This window comes from Faecalitalea cylindroides, from assembly GCF_028321995.1.
GTDB lineage: Bacteria > Bacillota_I > Bacilli_A > Erysipelotrichales > Erysipelotrichaceae > Faecalitalea > Faecalitalea cylindroides.
In genome coordinates, this window is record NZ_JAQLXG010000010.1 from 61,231 (window position 1) to 78,840 (window position 17,610).

Here is a 17,610-nt window from a genome sequence, read left to right on the forward strand (position 1 = left end):
TAATTTAATTGAGGAGGTGATTCCTATGAAAAAAGGATTGATGCTTCTTAGCTTATGTTTGGTTTTGGTTGGTTGTGCAACATATAATGTTTCTGAAGTTAATCAATCTGAAGAAGTTATTGAAAAATCAAAGATCCAATGGTATGAGCCACAAACAGAAAAAGAGGAATTCTTTTTATATGCATTAGGTGGTGGACGTAATGGTTTTGTCTATAATATCAAGATAAAAGAAAATATCCAAACAATGTATTTTAAATTTTATCAATATATAAATGGGGAATGGATTAGTCATTATAAGAGTGAAATTGAAATTCAACAATATACAAAACCAATTGAAATTTCAATTTTGGGAACATGTGAAAGCCGAGTCATACTTGGTATGACTAATAAAAACTTTGCGAGCACTTATCACCATATAGATATTGAAAAGAATAAAAAGACTTATGGGGTAAATTATGTTTCACAAGTAGACGAAATAGGAACGGTTGATTTAGATGTAACCAAGGAAACACCAGTATTTGCATATCGTTGTTATCCACAGGATAAGGACGTAAGACCAGAGCTAGATGATTTCTATAATTTAGACAAAGTTAGAAGTACAATAGGAGAAGATGAAGATTATTGGATCTGGACCATTTCATTCGAATAAAAAAGGGGCGTTAACTCTATAGTTAGCGCCTTTTAAAGTATGTCTTGTATCTTTATTTCTGGTTTTTGACAAGGATAGTTTTCTAGATATTCTATGACTTGATTTGTAAGGTATGTTGGTGTGCTTGCTCCACTTGTAATGGCAATTCGCCAGGCTTCATGTAGGTCATCAACATTGAGTTCATTAACATCATTGATACGTATTACTTGTTTTATTTTTGCCTTTTTTCCTATGTTGGCTAATTGTTTTGTATTGTTGCTGGAAGGATCTCCAACGACGATCAAAGTATCAATGTTCTTATCCTTTAAATCAAGGATGGCTTGTTGGCGAATTCTTGTTGCGTTGCATATTTCATCATGAAATTCAGCCTCTGGATATGCTTGCTTGATCGCATCAAACAGGAACTGGATATCAAAAATTGACATTGTTGTTTGATTGGTCACAAAGATTGGTTCTTGAATACCATTTGGGATGTCTTCTTCTTTTTCAATAAGATAGATCTTATTACTTGTTGAATAGATGGCTTCTGCTTCAGGGTGGCGATATTTGCCGATATAGAAGATCACAAATCCTTCTGATAGTTTTTGTTGGATGATCTTTTGTGTTTGAAGGACGAAAGGACAGGAAGCATCAATGATCTTTAATCCTTTATTCAATGCTTTTTGTCGAACGTCTTGGCTGATGCCATGAGCTGTAAAAATTACGATACCTTCTTCAATTTGATCTAAGAGTTCCAATCTTGTTTTACTTTTATCTTCAATAGTATCTAACTTATCGTAAGACAAAGCTTTTTTTACATATTGATTGTGGACAAGATTGCCTAAAATTGTTATTCTAGAGTCTGGATTTTCAAGCCTGGTTTTTTTTGCGATGGCAATTGCCTGTAAAACACCGCCACAATATCCTTGAGGATCTACTTTAATAATTTCAAATGTTTTCATGTAAATATTATATATGAATTCGTTTCTTTGGTAAATGAATTCGGTTTGTGGGATAATTAAAAAGGAGGCGTAATGATGGAACGTATTCAAGAGATAATGAAATTGGAACACTTTAAAAAGTTAACTCCAATTCAGGAAAAAGTTGTTAATAGAAAAAACAAACATCGAGACTTAATTGGTATTTCTAGTACGGGATCAGGTAAGTCACATGCTTTTTTCATGGCTATTTTTGAACAGTTAGACTTTGAAAAGAATGAAGTACAGGCGGTTATTTCTGCTCCAACACGTGAACTAGCGTTTCAGTTACATGAACGTTGTAAGAAGATAGCGGCTTACTTTAATGTACGCACAAAACTGGTAACAGGAGGAATGCAGAAAACAAGTGGGTCAAAACATGTTCCTCAGATCGTTATTGGCACACCTGGACGTATGAAAGATCTTTTCTTAAAAGATAAAACATTACGTCTTGATACAGCTAAAATTGTTGTGGTTGATGAAGCCGATATGACATTGGAATTTGGTTTCTTGGAAGATATTGATATGATCTTATCTAAAATGGATAAAAAAGTGCAGATGATGGTCTTTAGTGCAACGATCCCTGAAGGACTTCAACCATTCTTAAGAAAGTATTTATATGATCCAGAATTAATTCAGATTGATACAAATGATGAATTTCAATCAGATGTTACACACTTCTTAGTGCCATGTAAGCATAAGACCTATGAACAAAAGATATTGGATGTATTGCCTGTTATTCAACCATATGTATGTTTAATTTTTGCCAATACAACGGAACAAGCTTCCAGCATGGCCAATACATTACGTGAAAATGGATATGATCTTGTGGAACTGCACAGCGGTTTAGAATCAAGAGAGCGTATGCAGGCAATTAAAATGATTCAATCTCAGAAGAAAAAATATATTGTAGCCAGCGATATTGCATCAAGAGGAATTGATATTGAGGGAATTACACATGTTATTAGTTGTGGTTTCCCAAAAGATCTTAAATTTTATATTCATCGTGCAGGCAGAACAGGTCGTGCTAAACGTGAAGGACAATGTATTGCCCTATATCGCCCAGAAGATAAACGCGCTATCGATACATTGACAAAAGATGGAATTATTTTTGAACATAAGGATGTAAAAAACAATGAATGGATCGATTTGAAACCTTTAGAACATAAAGCTGTTAAGAAAAAAGATCCGCTAAAAGAGGATATTGAAAAAATTGTCAAAAAGAAAAATAAAAAGGTAAAGCCAAACTACAAGAAAAAACAGAAACAGGAAATAGAAAGACTTCATCGTAAACAACGTAGAGCTATGATCAAAAAGGATATTCAAAGACAGAAAAAAGAACGCGCAATGGAAAAACAGAGAGCGAAAAGGGAAGGATAAAATATGTTGTATTTAGGAAGTCATGTTTCTTTAAAAGCACCCGATTATTTCTTAGGTTCGATCAAAGAGGCGTTAAGCTATGGAGCCAATGCATGTATGATCTATACCGGTCCTCCTAGCAACACGCGTCGAGTTGATATTTCCAAGATGAAGGTTCAAGAAGCTAAGTCATTAATGGAAGAAAGTGGAATGAAGATGGAAAATATCATTGTTCATGCTCCATATATCATAAACTTAGCCAATTCTATGAATCCTGATACAGCGAAGTTTGGTGCTGAATTTTTAGCACAGGAATTAAAACGAGTATCGTATCTAGGTGCTTCATATCTTGTCTTACATCCTGGAAGTCATGTTAAGGCCGGTGCCGAGGTTGGATTACAATGGATCATAGATGGCTTAAACGAAGTATTAGATCAGGATGATTCAAACGTTTGTATTGCCTTGGAAACAATGGCAGGAAAAGGCAGTGAATGTGGTCGTAATTTTGAAGAACTTGCGATAATTAAAGCCGGAGTTCATAAATCGAATCGTATTGGATTTTGTATGGATACTTGTCATATTCACGATGCGGGTTATGATTTAACTAACTTTGATTCTGTATTGGATGAGTTTGATCGAATTTTAGGATTGGATAGCTTAAAAGTCTTACATATCAATGACTCAAAAAATCCGATTGGTGCGCATAAGGATCGTCATGAAAATTTAGGTAAAGGATATATTGGATTTGATATCTTAGCCCAAATCGTTCATCATCCTCGTTTAGATAATATTACTAAGATCTTAGAAACACCTTATATAGATGGAAAAGCTCCATACAAGGAAGAAATCGAACAATTAAGAGCCATAAAGCCATAGATTTTTATCTGATGGCTTTTTTATATAAAATCAATGTATTTATTAATGGATCTCTTAAGAAAATCTTTATTAACGGACCCTTGTATATATTTCTATTTGTGATAGAATTCACGTATCAGAGGTGTTGTGATAATGAATAAAATTATTAAGTTCTTAAAATCAAAAACATTTTATATCGCCTCTGCTCTGTTGATTCAGTTGATTGCATTATTTTTACTGGTAACATATTTTTCACAGCGATTTGTTGGGATTTACTATATACTAGTGCTTTTATCTTGGATCGTGTCTTTACGAGTCATCAATCGCGAATCGGATACAAGTTCAAAAATGTTATGGATCTTATTGATCATGTCACTGCCATTCTTTGGAGGTCTTGTTTATCTTCTATTTGGAGAAAGAAAGATTCCAAAAGCTTTGATGATACAAGATAGACAAGCCTATTCAGATTATAAGATTTATGCGACAAGAAATATCGAATTAATGAATGAATCACACGAAGATGATTATGTTTTAGATAAAATGGTATCTATGGCATGGTCTAATGGTTTCTTTCCTGTTTATAAAAACTGCAAAACAATTTATTTTCCAAGTGGAGAAGAGCAGTATAAGATGTTTATTGAAGAATTGGTGAAAGCCAAAGATTTTATCTTTATGGAATTTTTCATCATTAATAAAGGTGTCATGTGGAATACGATCCTACAGATCCTTCTAGATAAAGCCAGTGAGGGTGTAGATGTACGTTTGATTTATGATGATGCTGGCAGCATTACCTATCTAGATCCTGATTATCCAGATTGGCTGAATGCCAGAGGAATCAAAACGCATTTGTTTAATCCAATGAAGCCACAGTTAGCTATGCAGATGAACAATCGAGATCATCGTAAGATCTTGGTTATTGATGGTAAAGTAGCTTTTACAGGTGGATGTAACATTAGTGATGAATATATCAATACTAAAAAAAGGTTTGGATATTGGAAAGATATGGGTATCATGATCAGTGGAGAAGCGGTTGAAATGTTTACAATCTCTTTTTTACAGATTTGGAATTATCAGGCAGAAACTAATACGCCATATGAGGAGTTTTTGTTACCACACAAAAAAACAAAAATACCTTATAACGGATATGTGATTCCGTTCTCAGATTCTCCTACTGATGAAAATGATACAGGAAAATTGATGCACTTGAATATGATCAACTGTGCGCAAGATTATTTTTGGATCACGACCCCATATCTGATCTTAGATCAGGAAATGATATCAGCTTTAACACTTGCCATCAGCAATGGCGTAGATGTGCGTATCGTCGTTCCCGGCATTCCAGATAAAAAGACGGTTTATGAAGTTACGAAGGCCAATTTTGATATCTTGATCAAAAAAGGTGTCAAAATCTATGAATATACACCAGGCTTTATTCATGGAAAGGTTGCCTTGGCAGATGATCGAAGTGCCTTAGTAGGAACTGTTAATATGGATTTTAGAAGTTATTATCTTCATTATGAATGTGGTGTCTGGGTACATGATGTAGATTGTATTAAGGATATCAAGGAAGACTTTGAAGAAATCTTTAAAGCAAGTCATTTAGTTACATTGGAAGAATGTATGAAGACAAATTTCATTGTCCGCACATATCGAAATGTATTAAAAGTATTTAGTCCAATCTTATAAGATCGCTAAATGGCGATCTTTTTAGTTTATTAAAAAACGCATCGTGTAGATGCGTTTATTCATTGATCATCTTTTTAGGATCGACGTAAAGGTCGAACTCTTCTTCACTTAAATAACCTAACTCTAGAATTGCTTGTTTTAACGTTAGATCGTTCTTATAGGCGTATTGACTTGCCTTTCCGGCTTTTTCATAACCAATGACTGGGTTTAAACATGTTACCAACATTAAAGAGTTATGAAGGTTTTTTCCCATTTCAGTTTGATTGGCTTTTAATCCAGATAGGCAATGTTCATTAAAGGAATGGATTGCATCACTTAAAAGCTGGATACTTTGATTCATATTATAGGCAATCAAAGGCATAAATACATTTAATTCAAAGTTTCCCTGGCTGGCTGCGATGCCAATCGCAGTATCATTTCCCATAACTTGAACGGCTACCATTGTTAAGGCTTCACACTGTGTTGGATTGACTTTACCAGGCATAATGGAACTACCTGGTTCATTGGCAGGAATATCGATTTCATGAATACCACATCGTGGTCCACTGGCAAGCCATCGAATATCGTTGGCAATCTTCATGCAGTTGGCTGCAAGAGCTTTAAGTGCACCACTGACAAAGACACAGGCATCTTTACTAGTAAGGGCATGAAATTTATTTGGATCGGGTCTAAATGGAATGTTTGTGTGTTCCTGCAAGATTGAACAGATAATTTCATCAAATCCTTTTGGACAATTGATACCAGAACCAACAGCGGTAGCCCCACAGGCTAGTTCATAAACGTAATTTAAGCTGTTTAGGATTTGATTTTTACTATGTTCGATCATTGAACGATAACCACTTAATTCTTGTGAGAAATAAAGGGGGGTAGCATCTTGAAGATGGGTACGTCCGATTTTGATGATTCCTTTATTTTCTTCTTCCAGCTTTTTGAAGGTTTCGATTATTTCATCCAGCTCTGGGATCAAATCTTCCAAGATCTTTTTGGCAATCATGATATGCAGGGCTGCCGGGAATGTATCATTTGAGCTTTGTGAACAATTCACCGTATCGTTAGGATGGCAAAGATTTTTTTCAGCTCTTTCATTAGCCATCATACTGATCACTTCGTTGACGTTCATGTTTGTTTGTGTTCCTGAACCTGTCTGCCATACTTTTAATGGGAATTGATCCATATGTTTCTTTTCTTCAATTTCTTTACAGACTTTCATGATGTGCTCGCATTGCTCCTGAGTAATCTTGTTGAAATGCAGGTTTGCCTTGGCACAGGCACTTTTTAGGATCGCAAAGCTTACAATTATTGATTCAGGCATTGTTTCATAGCCAATTTTAAAGTTTTCAATGCTTCTTTGAGTCTGGCTTTTCCAATATTTGTCGGCCTCTACTTGAACTTGCCCCAGGCAATCTTCTTCGATACGATATTTGTTCATACAAATCCTCCTTGTCTTTGTATAATATACCATTTTTTTTGAGCTTTGTCTTTTCAATATGATAGAATGATACTAGCAAATAAAGGAGATATGAATCATGAGAATGAAAGAACCTTATGAGGCTTATTTAGATGATTATGATATTTTAAATGTGTATATGTCCAAGAACTTTTTTAATGGAAGCAGTCGCATCTTCCATTTAAAAGATACACAAGATCACATTATTCCTTTGACTATTCAATCAATGAGCGATCTATATAACGGATATACGCATTATCGATTATCAATTAATGGGATGATCAATGTTGGTGAGGAATATACGTTATATGATGAGCACTGTAAACGAGCTGTTTGTCATTATTCGCATATTGTCAAAACCAATCGATTTAACGATGAATTCTTTTATGATGGAAATGATCTTGGATGCTTATATGCTCCAGCTGTAACGACATTTAAGCTTTGGTCTCCAGTGGCTTATCGTATTCAGCTTTGTCTAGAATCAGATGGCAAACGTGAAGTCTATGAAATGGAGAGAAAAGATAAAGGAATCTATGAGGTTCGTGTCAACAAAAATATTTCAGGTTATCATTATACATTTATGGTGCGAACCAATGGTCAATGGAATGAGACCATTGATCCATATTCTTCTTTCTGTACCCAAAATGGTTTGGCCAGCGTGGTAGTTGATCCAAATACTTTGTCTATACCACAAAAAATCAAATTAAAACCAATGAAAAAAGCAACAGATGCGATCATTTATGAAGCGAGTATCCGTGATATGACATCACAAGCCAATATTGGTGTTGATCATCCAAAAAAATTTGTAGGATTTACGGAAGAAAATGAAAAAACGCGTGCTTTAAATACCGGTTTTTCGTATTTAAAGAGCCTTGGTATCACTCATGTTCAACTTTTACCGGTATTTGATTTTGGCAGTGTTGATGAAGTGTATCCAAATATCTTTTATAACTGGGGCTATGATCCAGTGGCGCATCGCTGCCTGGAAGGGTATTATTCCACCAATCCTAAAGATGCACTATGTCGAGTAGAAGAGTTTGCTCAACTCGTTCAAAATTGTCATATGGCCGGTATACGAGTGAATTTGGATCTTGTATTCAATCATGTCTATGAGAAAGAAAATTATCCTTTAGAAAAACTCGTTCCAGATTATTATTTCTTGATGAATCAACAAGGAGAGTTTTCCAATGGCAGTTATTGCGGCAATGACATTGATACCCAGCAAAGGATGTCACATAAATATTTTGTCGATACTTGTAAAAGAATCGTGGAATGGTTTGATGTAGATGGATTCCGTTTTGATTTGATGGGAATCTTAGATGTTGATCTTGTGAATGAAATTGAGCAGGAGTGTCGTAAGCTAAAACCTGATTTTATGGTCTATGGCGAAGGATGGAACATGCCTAGCTTTTTGTCGGAAGATCGTCGAGCAAGTCAATTAAATCAACATAAGATGGAACATGTAGGTCATTTCAATGATTATTTTAGAGAGCATATTCGAGGCTCGAATAGCGAATTAGAAAGAAAAGGGTATTCGAATGGCGCTGTTGAAATGATTGAAGCGGCTTCTCATGCCTTATGTGGTTGTGTAGATATTGGATATTATGACAACATGGAAAAGACAATCAATTATGTAGAGTGTCATGACAATCATACGTTATGGGATAAAAACAGGGTTTGTTGCCGAGAAGAAGGAAGAGAAATACGTGAAAAACGTCAAGTTCTTGCCAATGCGATGGTGTTGTTAGCACAAGGAGTTCCTTTTCTTCACGCTGGGCAGGAATTTGGTCGTACCAAACAAAATCTAGGCAATTCTTATAATCGAAGTGATCATTATAACTGTATCGATTATCAAAGACGAGATATTCATATTAAAATCGTGAATGATACTAAAAAGCTCATAAGTATTCGTAAAGAACATGAATGTTTCCGTTTAAGTACAAAAGAAGAATTGGAAAATGTATCATTTAATGATATCGAAGGTTCAGCTTTGGTTTATTATACTAAGAAAGATGATGATAGCTGTGGTGTCATTTTTAATCCAACGAATCGTTATTTTAACTATGATCTTAATGCCGATGCAAGGATCTTGTTTGACAATGGACAATGCAATTCCAGCAATACCAACAAGATATTGGTAGCTCCGTACAGTGTTATTGTTTTTAAATTTTAAGCTTAAGCATAAATAAACTTGATGAATTTTTGTGTAAGATTTATAATAGATAAAACTTAAGAGAAGGAGACGTTTATGGCAAAATTTTTTGAAGAACCATCAAGAACTTTTAGTGAGTATTTATTGATTCCAGGTTATACATCTGAGGATTGTACCCCTGATCGAGTGAGTTTAAAAACTCCAATCGTTAAATTTAAAAAAGGGGAAGAACCTTCTTTGAGCATGAATATCCCTATGGTATCGGCTGTAATGCAGGCTGTCAGTGGAGAGGAAATGGCATGCGCATTGGCTAGAGAAGGTGGAATCAGTTTTATTTTTGGCAGCCAGTCTGTTGAAAGCCAGGCGGCTATGGTTAGAAAAGTAAAAGCGACAAAAGCTGGCTTTGTAGGCAGTGATTCAAATATTTCTCCAGAGGCAACACTTGCCGATGTAATTGCCCTTAAAGAAAAAACAGGTCATTCTACGATGGCAGTTACAGATAATGGGGAAGCGGATGGAAAACTTGTAGGTATCGTAACAAGTCGTGACTATCGCATCAGCCGAATGGATAAGGCAACAAAAGTCAAAGAATTTATGACACCATTTGAAAAATTGATCGTAGGTAAAGAAGATATTTCATTATCTGAAGCAAATGATTTGATTTGGGATAATAAATTGAACCAGCTTCCAATCGTAGATGATGAACAACATTTAAAAGCGTTTGTGTTCAGAAAAGATTATGAATCACATAAGGATAATCCAAATGAACTATTGGATGCGGATAAACGCTATATCGTTGGTGCTGGTATCAATACACGTGATTATGAAACACGTGTTCCTGCTCTAGTAGATGCTGGTGTAGATATTTTATGTATTGATTCAAGTGAAGGATATTCTGCATGGCAGGCAAATACGATTAAATGGATTCGCGAAAAATACGGAGATACAGTAAAAGTTGGTGCCGGAAACGTTGTGGATGAAGAAGGATTTAGATTCCTTGCCGAAGCCGGAGCAGACTTTGTTAAAATTGGAATCGGTGGAGGTTCTATCTGTATCACGCGCGAACAAAAAGGAATTGGACGTGGACAGGCTACTGCTACATTGGATGTAGCTCGTGCTCGTGATAAATACTTTGAAGAAACAGGTATTTATGTTCCAATCTGTAGTGATGGTGGTATCGTGCATGATTATCACATCACATTGGCACTTGCCTTTGGTGCAGATTTTGTAATGCTAGGAAGATATTTTGCCCGCTTTAAAGAAGCACCAAATAAGATCGTCAGTGTAAATGGAAATTACATGAAAGAATACTGGGGCGAAGGTAGTGCTCGTGCTAGAAACTGGCAGCGCTATGATGTTGGTGGAGAAAATAAGATGTCTTTTGTCGAAGGTGTTGACTCTTATGTTCCATATGCTGGAAGCTTACGCGATAATGTAGGTCTAACTCTATCTAAGATTCGCCATACAATGTGTAACTGTGGATGCTTAACGATCCCAGAACTTCAAAAAAATGCCAAAGTTACTCTTGTGTCAAGTACAAGTATCGTAGAAGGTGGCGCACACGATGTTGTTGTGCGTGATGAACACTTTGATGCAAAAGTAAAATAATGTAGATAAGATCAGGCAATTGTCTGATCTTTTTATTTTGTTTATAAATAGTTGAATGGGCAACTTTTGCATGATAAACTATGACTAATTGAGGAGAATATATGGCTAGACAGAATGACTTGTTGATGGACATCAGCATTTTATATCGCAGTACTCAAAAATATTATGATAAAAAACTTGCAAATCTATCTTTAACTTATGCACAATTGCCAATCTTGATCGCCATTTATGAAGAAGAGGGAATATCAATGCAAAAGATTGCCTTAGATGGTGGATATGACAAGGGAACGATCACAAAAAATGTTCAAAAATTGGTCAATTTAGGTTATGTTATTGTACAGTCTTCAATCAAAGATAAACGAGCAAAAGAATTATATACGACCGATAAGACCAAAGAGGTTATGAATCAGATTTACAGCATTCGAAGAAATTGGTGGAAGCACATCATTCAATCGATTCCTTCTAAAAAAATCGAAGAGTTTTCTTATTTATATGAAGATATGGCTGAAAACGCAAAGGTCTTCGCGGATAAAGATGATGAACAGGTTCAGTTTTTCGATCATCAGAAAGTGGATTTGAGTTTTTATACAGATAAAGTTTCGACTGTCTTGAGTACAGCAGGTTGTAATTTTCGCTGTAAACACTGTACGAAACGCAATCTGATTTTCTTAAACGAAAATCGTATGGAGCTAAACCTGGAAGATATCAAGAATTTTTTAGAGAAACGTAAAGATATATATGATGCCGTTTGTCTTAAGGAACCAGAACCTTTGATGCACGAAGAACTTGCACCTTTTTTAAGATATGTAAAGAAACTTGGATATCTTGTGAAGATTCAAACGAATGGATCGTATCCAGATCGACTTAAATCATGGATCAATCAAAAATTGATTGATTTTGTGAGCCTGGATATTAAAAATGCTCCTTCTTATTATGGAGAAACGATTGGTATTCCAAATTTTAATACCGATATTATTACAAAATCGATCGAAATCTTAAAAAAAGGTCAAATCGATTATGATATTACGATTACTTTGATCAAAGAATTACATGATACCAACCGTTTAAAGGAAATGGCAGGATGGCTTAAAGGGGTAAAACAAGTGACTTTGATGTCAAATCCATCGACCATGGTTGAAAATTATCATGCCTTTGATCAAAACGAAATGAATGAAGCTTTACATATTTTTAAAGCGTTTATACCAAATATACAAATAAAGGGGGAAGCATATGTTTCAGGTAGAGAAGCGTGATGGAAAACTTGTATCTTTTGATATCAATAAAATAAAGGCTGCAATTAAGAAAGCTTTTTTATCTTTGAAACTGGATACGGATGATTCGATCATTGACTTGCTTGCCTTACGTGTTACTTCCGATTTTCAAGACAAGATCAAAAATCATGCGATCCAAGTCGAAGAAATTCAGGATAGTGTTGAGAAGATATTATCAGAAACAGGATATTATCAAGTGGCAAAGGCCTATATCCTGTATCGTAAACAAAGAGAAAATGTGCGAGATATTTCCAATACGGTCAAAGACTACAAAAATATTGTCGATTCGTATTTAAGTCAAAGTACCGCAAAGAAAAAAGAGGGATCCCTTGAATTATATTCTGTAGGTGGCTTGATCTTATCCAATTCAGGAGCGATCACACAAAATTATTGGTTAAATGAGGTCTATGATGAACAGATTTCTCAGGCGCATTTAAATGGAGATATTTATATCCATGATCTAGATATGTTAACGGCTGATCGAGCAGGATGGTCTTTACACCAGTTCTTATTGGAAGGCTTAGGTGGTGTTAAGGAAAATGTTACATCGAGACCGGCTAAACATTTATTTGCCCTGGCAAATCAACTAGTCAACTTTTTAGGGATCATGCAAAATGAATGGGCAGGGGCTCAAAGCCTTACAGGATTTGATACATATTTGGCGCCATTTATCAAAGTGGATGGTTTAAGTGAGAATGAAGTACACAAATGTATTGAAACGTTTATATATGGAGTGAATATTCCCAGCCGCTGGGGAACACAGTCACCTTTTTCCAATATTGGCTTTGACTGGATCGTTCCTGAAGAGTTAAAAGATACTCCTTGTATCGTAGGAGGACAACCTCAAAATTTTACATATAAAGATTGTCAAAAAGAGATGTGTATGATCCAAAAAGTGTTTTTGGATATCTTGATTCATGGCGATCAGACAGGAAGAGGTTTTAAATTTCCAATTCCTACGATTTCAATTACAAAAGATTTTGATTTTGAAAATGGAGAAAACAATGATTTATTGTTTGAATTGGCAGCAAAATATGGAACCCCTTATTTTGCCAACTGTATTGCGACAAATAGAAGACCTATTGATTTAAGAGAAAGCTTTGATAATGAGTTTAAAGAAGATATCCTGATCAATAAATCAGGTGGGTTGTTTGCCTATGGAGAAAATACCGGTAATATTGGTACAGTCACGATCAATATGCCTCGAATTGCATATTTATCGGAAAATAAAGAGGATTTTTTTCAAAAATTAGATTATCTTATGGATCTTTCGGCCAGAAGTTTACATGTTAAACGACAAGTGCTGGATAAGTTTTTAAATGGTGGTCTTTACCCATATACAAAGCGATATATTCAAACGTTTGATCATCATTTTTCAACGATTGGTTTGATTGGAATGAATGAAGCAGGTATCAATGCCAAATGGCTTCAAGCTTCTTTGTTGAAAAAGGAAACACAGGATTTTTGCGAAGAAGTCCTTTTACATATGAAGAAACGTTTGTTGGAGTATCAACACGAATATCATGAGTTATTTAACTTAGAGGCAACACCAGCTGAACATGTGACGTATCGTTTTCAGAAAAAAGATCATATGTTGTATCCAGATATTCAGGCGGATCAATATTATACAAATTCAGCAATCCTTCCTGTTGATGCTAAGATCGATGTCTTTGAAGCATTGGAAATTGAAGAGAGATTTCAATCCTTATACACAGGTGGAACAGTATTTGATGTGTATTTGAATAAGCGCATCTTTGATTCAAAGGCAATCAAAAATTTAATCAAATTAATATGTACTAAATATAAAGTGCCTTATTTTACTCTTTCTCCAGCTTACTCCATTTGTAAAGAACATGGATATATCAACGGAAAACAATCAACCTGTCCTGTATGTGGCAAGAAAAGTGAAGTCTGGGCAAGAGTAAGTGGATACTATCGACCTGTAGATCGTTGGAATGATGCCAAGAAACAGGAGTTTGAAAAAAGAAATGATTACAATATAGGATAAGAGGAATGGTTATGGAAAGAATAAAAAGTTTTTGTGTGGATCATACGAAGTTAAAAAAAGGGGTATATATCTCGCGTGTGGATGATACTTTGATTACATATGATATTCGTATGTGTGAACCTAATGTGGATACACCACTTGATCCCAAAGCTGCTCATACGATTGAACATATAGGAGCGACTTTATTAAGAAATGGAAAATATGCCGATAAGATTATATATTTTGGACCTATGGGATGTATGACGGGTTTTTATCTGATCATTAAAGATCTATCATTTGAAACAGTCATTGATGTCATCAAAGAAGTGTTTCAAGAAATTGCCTGCTGGGATAAGGAGATTCCAGGTGCGAAAAAAGAAGAGTGTGGAAATTATACATACATGGATCTTGAAAAAGCTAAAGAATCTAGCCAATTCTTTATTGATTCCAATTGGGAACATGAATACCATTTATTGTAAAAGTATTGGGGGATCGTTATGACAAGACGTGCAGGTATACTAGCTCCAGTATCTACGCTTGGTGGAGCACATGGAATTGGTGATTTTGGAAAGAGTGCTTATGAGTTTGTAGATTTAATTAAAAAAGCAGGATTTAAAGTTTGGCAGATCCTTCCTTTAAATCCTGTTGGATATGGGAATTCACCTTACCAGCCATATTCTTCTTATGCAGGAGATGAAATCTATATTTCTCTGGAATTGCTTGTAGAATGGGGCTTATTAAAGAGCGAAGAAATCGATGAGTATCTAGAAGAAGGAAGTTCGATTGATTATCCAAAGGTAAGGTCTTTTAAAGAAACTTACTTACATATGGCCTTTGAAAGATGCATGGAAACAGGTATTGAAAGAGATGGATTCCATTATTTCAAAGAAAAACATCCATGGTTATTTAATTATGCTGCCTTTATTACACTGAAGAAAAAACATGATCTGAAATGTTGGCTGGAATGGCCTGTTGAAGAGCAGGAATGGCCAGACACATATCAATATGATATTGAACAACATCGACCACAATTGGAGTATGAGATGTTTGTTCAGTATGTCTTCTATAGACAATGGTTTGATCTAAAAAAATATGCCAATGAAGCAGGCATAGAAATTGTTGGAGATATCCCCATTTATGTCGGAATTGATTCGGCAGATGTTTGGACGAATAAAAATTGTTTCTTATTAGATGAGAAATACAATCCAACATATGTAGCCGGTGTACCACCGGATTACTTTAGTAAAACTGGACAAAGATGGGGAAATCCAATCTATGACTGGGAATATTTAAAAGAAACGGATTTTCAATTCTGGATCGATCGTTTGATCTGGAGTACATTTTTATTTGATATTGTTCGAATCGATCATTTTAGAGGGTTTGATACATATTGGAAGATTCCAGTTAGCTGCCCAACCGCAGAAATTGGAGAATGGGTCGAGGCTCCTGGATATGAATTATTTGATATGATTAATAAAAAGATTCCTGATATACATATTGTAGCAGAGGATTTAGGCGATCTAAGAGAAGAAGTTTTTGAATTAAGAGATCATTATGGTTTAAGTGGAATGAAAATCGTTCAATTTGAATTGGATCCATATGAATCCAATAATGATTTTAAAGAAACACAGAATACGATCGTTTATACAGGGACTCACGATAATCAAACTTTAGTAGGATGGTATAAAAATTTATCTTCCTATCAGAAAAGAAAGATTTCACAAAAATTTAAAAAGTATAAAGAAAGAAAATGTACGGATCGAATCATTCATGCAGTTTTTAACAGTGTAGCTGATCTTGTAATCTTTCCTGTTCAAGATTTATTGGCTTTAGATGATGCAGCAAGAATCAATACACCAGGAACTGTCGGGTCACCAAACTGGGAATGGAGGTTAACATCTTTTGATGAATTAAAAACGGTTCTTCCAGTTTATAAAAAACTGATCCAGAAATCTAAGCGAAAAGGGAAATAATCTGTCAATTCCAAATTAATTGTTAGGGTAAATTATAACGAGGATGTGAGAGTATGAGTAAGATAGCTTTGATGTGCGATTCAAGCGCAGATATTACAGAACAGGAAGCAAAAGAATTAGATATTCATGTATTAAGAATGCCTATTGTTATAAAAGATAAAGAATATATTGAAGGTGTAAACATTGATGATTCTATGATCATTGAAGCTTTAAACAATAATGAAAGTGTAAAAACGTCACAACCATTGCTTGGGGATATGGTCAAAATGTGGCATGATTTATTGGAAACATGTGATGAAGTTTTCTACTTACCTTTGACATATGCCTTGTCTGGTACTTGTAATATTGCCTTGCAGGCGGCAAAAAATTTTGATGGAAAAGTAACTGTTGTCAATTCAGAGTTTGTTTGTTATCCGGTTATCAAGATGTTATTGACGGCACGAGAAATGTTTAAAAAAGGATATACTACAGCCCAGGTCAAAGAAAAAATTGAGACTGAAGGAAATATGTTGGCAGCTTTGATTCCTGAAAATTTAACGACATTAAAGAATGGGGGACGTATTTCTCCTGCGGCGGCAAGTCTAGCCGGATTGTTAAAGATTCAACCTATTCTATGTGTTGATCATGGTGCAATCGATGTTGTTGCCAAAGTACGTACTTTAAAGAAAGCATATATTCAAGGTATTGAATATGTTACTAAAGGGGTTAACCCCACTGATTATGATTGGATGATCATTGATGCAGACAATCGTAAGATGAGCGATGAGCTAAAGATAATGTTAGAAGAAGCTGTCCATCAACCTGTGGAACAGCATGAATTTAAAGCTATTATCATGTCGCATACAGGGCAGGGAACCATTGGTTTTGGAAGAATCATGAAAATTAAATATTAAATAGAAAAAGCGCTCAAAAGCGCTTTTCATTTCGTACAATATAAATTCGCAATAATGAGAAAATGAACCATAGAATCAGTTGAAATACAAGATAAGGTCCTCTTAAACCGCAAATTAAATACTCAAAGATAAATCCGGCTATATTGAAAATTAAAAAGAAGAGTAGTTCATGTTCATTATCAAGAAGCTTTCTCGATACCATGATCAATAACAACATTATGATAATTGAAAAAATCATATTTAGAATTGGATTCATTATGTTCTCCTTAAATTATTGTGTTTAAGCTGCAAAAGTACTTAGAATGATCTTAGGATAGGATCTTTTTTTTGATGATCTTTTTGATTGCATTGGCTTCTTCTTCATTCTCGTGATAGATATCTATATTAAAGCCTGTTTTTCTATCTGATATGTATGCTGCCTTGATCGTTCCATCTTTTAAGGTGATCTTTAAACCTAGATAAAAAGGGGCTTCATTGTTTCACAAAGGAATGTTGTTCCAGCTAGAACTCAATGGTAAATGGCTTAGGCTCTCCTTTAAAGGATGCCTGTTGATTCAGTACATCAATTTTAGATATATCAAAATAATTAATACTACCTTTGTCGCCAATCAAAATATTAAATCTCTTATTATCATCGTCGAAATCAATACATTTAAAACTTTTCTGTAACATTAAAATCATTCAATTTATGAATTAATGAGTATTCCGTTAACTGAAGTCCATCCTGTACGATAGAGAAGTCCACTCAATCCGCTTATGAAGTCCACTATTTTA

At 34.9% G+C, this 17,610-nt stretch carries 14 protein-coding genes; 11 read left to right on the forward strand and 3 right to left on the reverse strand.

All coding sequences use genetic code 11. The features are described from left to right. Positions 1 to 25: 25 nt before the first annotated feature. Positions 26 to 649: a hypothetical protein gene (locus PND65_RS06665; protein WP_271990988.1), complete on the forward strand. Its 624-nt coding sequence runs from the start codon at positions 26 to 28 to the stop codon at positions 647 to 649. Positions 650 to 681: 32 nt separating this feature from the next. Here the strand turns inward: PND65_RS06665 and ispH are convergent, their stop codons facing one another. After that, the gene (ispH, locus tag PND65_RS06670; RefSeq protein WP_270458704.1) at positions 682 to 1,590 is read right to left on the reverse strand and encodes a 4-hydroxy-3-methylbut-2-enyl diphosphate reductase; all 909 of its coding nucleotides are present in this window, start codon (positions 1,588 to 1,590) and stop codon (positions 682 to 684) included. A gap of 75 nt (positions 1,591 to 1,665) precedes the next feature. On the opposite strand from ispH, the gene PND65_RS06675 reads away from it, so the two are divergent. The 3 genes from PND65_RS06675 (at position 1,666) to cls (ending at position 5,505) form a co-directional block, all read left to right on the forward strand. After that, complete coding sequence (locus PND65_RS06675) at positions 1,666 to 2,985, forward strand: DEAD/DEAH box helicase (protein WP_271990985.1); 1,320 nt, start codon at positions 1,666 to 1,668, stop codon at positions 2,983 to 2,985. A gap of 3 nt (positions 2,986 to 2,988) precedes the next feature. Then, positions 2,989 to 3,840, forward strand: a complete 852-nt coding sequence (locus PND65_RS06680) for a deoxyribonuclease IV (protein WP_087319124.1) — start codon at positions 2,989 to 2,991, stop codon at positions 3,838 to 3,840. Between the two features lie 132 nt (positions 3,841 to 3,972). Continuing rightward, complete coding sequence (cls, locus tag PND65_RS06685; RefSeq protein ID WP_271990982.1) at positions 3,973 to 5,505, forward strand: cardiolipin synthase; 1,533 nt, start codon at positions 3,973 to 3,975, stop codon at positions 5,503 to 5,505. Positions 5,506 to 5,560: 55 nt separating this feature from the next. Here cls and PND65_RS06690 read toward each other — a convergent pair whose 3' ends face one another. Next, positions 5,561 to 6,934 (reverse strand): class II fumarate hydratase, encoded by a 1,374-nt coding sequence (locus tag PND65_RS06690; protein ID WP_271990980.1) that lies wholly within the window; start codon positions 6,932 to 6,934, stop codon positions 5,561 to 5,563. Between the two features lie 97 nt (positions 6,935 to 7,031). On the opposite strand from PND65_RS06690, the gene pulA reads away from it, so the two are divergent. The 7 genes from pulA (at position 7,032) to PND65_RS06725 (ending at position 16,836) form a co-directional block, all read left to right on the forward strand. Then, positions 7,032 to 9,125: a type I pullulanase gene (pulA, locus tag PND65_RS06695; protein WP_271990978.1), complete on the forward strand. Its 2,094-nt coding sequence runs from the start codon at positions 7,032 to 7,034 to the stop codon at positions 9,123 to 9,125. 75 nt (positions 9,126 to 9,200) lie between these two features. Continuing rightward, the gene (locus tag PND65_RS06700; protein ID WP_087158182.1) at positions 9,201 to 10,712 is read left to right on the forward strand and encodes an IMP dehydrogenase; all 1,512 of its coding nucleotides are present in this window, start codon (positions 9,201 to 9,203) and stop codon (positions 10,710 to 10,712) included. A 101-nt stretch (positions 10,713 to 10,813) separates the two neighbouring features. Next, positions 10,814 to 11,965 carry an anaerobic ribonucleoside-triphosphate reductase activating protein gene (locus PND65_RS06705; RefSeq protein ID WP_271990975.1) on the forward strand — a complete coding sequence of 384 codons (1,152 nt, stop codon included), beginning with the start codon at positions 10,814 to 10,816 and terminating at the stop codon, positions 11,963 to 11,965. Beyond that, complete coding sequence (locus PND65_RS06710) at positions 11,943 to 13,991, forward strand: ribonucleoside triphosphate reductase (protein ID WP_271990972.1); 2,049 nt, start codon at positions 11,943 to 11,945, stop codon at positions 13,989 to 13,991. The genes PND65_RS06705 and PND65_RS06710 overlap by 23 nt, the downstream gene beginning before the upstream one ends. 11 nt (positions 13,992 to 14,002) lie before the next feature. Beyond that, a complete protein-coding gene (locus PND65_RS06715; RefSeq protein WP_087158179.1) occupies positions 14,003 to 14,449 on the forward strand; it encodes an S-ribosylhomocysteine lyase in 447 nt (148 codons plus the stop codon). 18 nt (positions 14,450 to 14,467) lie between these two features. After that, positions 14,468 to 15,943: a 4-alpha-glucanotransferase gene (gene malQ / locus PND65_RS06720; protein ID WP_271990970.1), complete on the forward strand. Its 1,476-nt coding sequence runs from the start codon at positions 14,468 to 14,470 to the stop codon at positions 15,941 to 15,943. A gap of 53 nt (positions 15,944 to 15,996) precedes the next feature. Continuing rightward, positions 15,997 to 16,836, forward strand: a complete 840-nt coding sequence (locus PND65_RS06725; protein WP_271990968.1) for a DegV family protein — start codon at positions 15,997 to 15,999, stop codon at positions 16,834 to 16,836. Positions 16,837 to 16,849: 13 nt separating this feature from the next. Here the strand turns inward: PND65_RS06725 and PND65_RS06730 are convergent, their stop codons facing one another. Continuing rightward, complete coding sequence (locus tag PND65_RS06730; RefSeq protein ID WP_271992447.1) at positions 16,850 to 17,092, reverse strand: hypothetical protein; 243 nt, start codon at positions 17,090 to 17,092, stop codon at positions 16,850 to 16,852. Between the last annotated feature and the right edge of the window lie 518 nt (positions 17,093 to 17,610).

What these genes read in the sequence shown, in the direction of transcription:
- ispH (WP_270458704.1), bottom strand. Translation starts at nt 1,590, where the DNA reads ATGAAAACATTTGAAATTATTAAAGTAGATCCTCAAGGATATTGTGGC.
- pulA (WP_271990978.1), top strand. Translation starts at nt 7,032, where the DNA reads ATGAGAATGAAAGAACCTTATGAGGCTTATTTAGATGATTATGATATT.
- PND65_RS06730 (WP_271992447.1), bottom strand. Translation starts at nt 17,092, where the DNA reads ATGAATCCAATTCTAAATATGATTTTTTCAATTATCATAATGTTGTTA.
- PND65_RS06665 (WP_271990988.1), top strand. Translation starts at nt 26, where the DNA reads ATGAAAAAAGGATTGATGCTTCTTAGCTTATGTTTGGTTTTGGTTGGT.
- PND65_RS06700 (WP_087158182.1), top strand. Translation starts at nt 9,201, where the DNA reads ATGGCAAAATTTTTTGAAGAACCATCAAGAACTTTTAGTGAGTATTTA.
- PND65_RS06675 (WP_271990985.1), top strand. Translation starts at nt 1,666, where the DNA reads ATGGAACGTATTCAAGAGATAATGAAATTGGAACACTTTAAAAAGTTA.
- cls (WP_271990982.1), top strand. Translation starts at nt 3,973, where the DNA reads ATGAATAAAATTATTAAGTTCTTAAAATCAAAAACATTTTATATCGCC.
- PND65_RS06690 (WP_271990980.1), bottom strand. Translation starts at nt 6,934, where the DNA reads ATGAACAAATATCGTATCGAAGAAGATTGCCTGGGGCAAGTTCAAGTA.
- PND65_RS06680 (WP_087319124.1), top strand. Translation starts at nt 2,989, where the DNA reads ATGTTGTATTTAGGAAGTCATGTTTCTTTAAAAGCACCCGATTATTTC.
- PND65_RS06705 (WP_271990975.1), top strand. Translation starts at nt 10,814, where the DNA reads ATGGCTAGACAGAATGACTTGTTGATGGACATCAGCATTTTATATCGC.
- PND65_RS06725 (WP_271990968.1), top strand. Translation starts at nt 15,997, where the DNA reads ATGAGTAAGATAGCTTTGATGTGCGATTCAAGCGCAGATATTACAGAA.
- PND65_RS06710 (WP_271990972.1), top strand. Translation starts at nt 11,943, where the DNA reads ATGTTTCAGGTAGAGAAGCGTGATGGAAAACTTGTATCTTTTGATATC.
- malQ (WP_271990970.1), top strand. Translation starts at nt 14,468, where the DNA reads ATGACAAGACGTGCAGGTATACTAGCTCCAGTATCTACGCTTGGTGGA.
- PND65_RS06715 (WP_087158179.1), top strand. Translation starts at nt 14,003, where the DNA reads ATGGAAAGAATAAAAAGTTTTTGTGTGGATCATACGAAGTTAAAAAAA.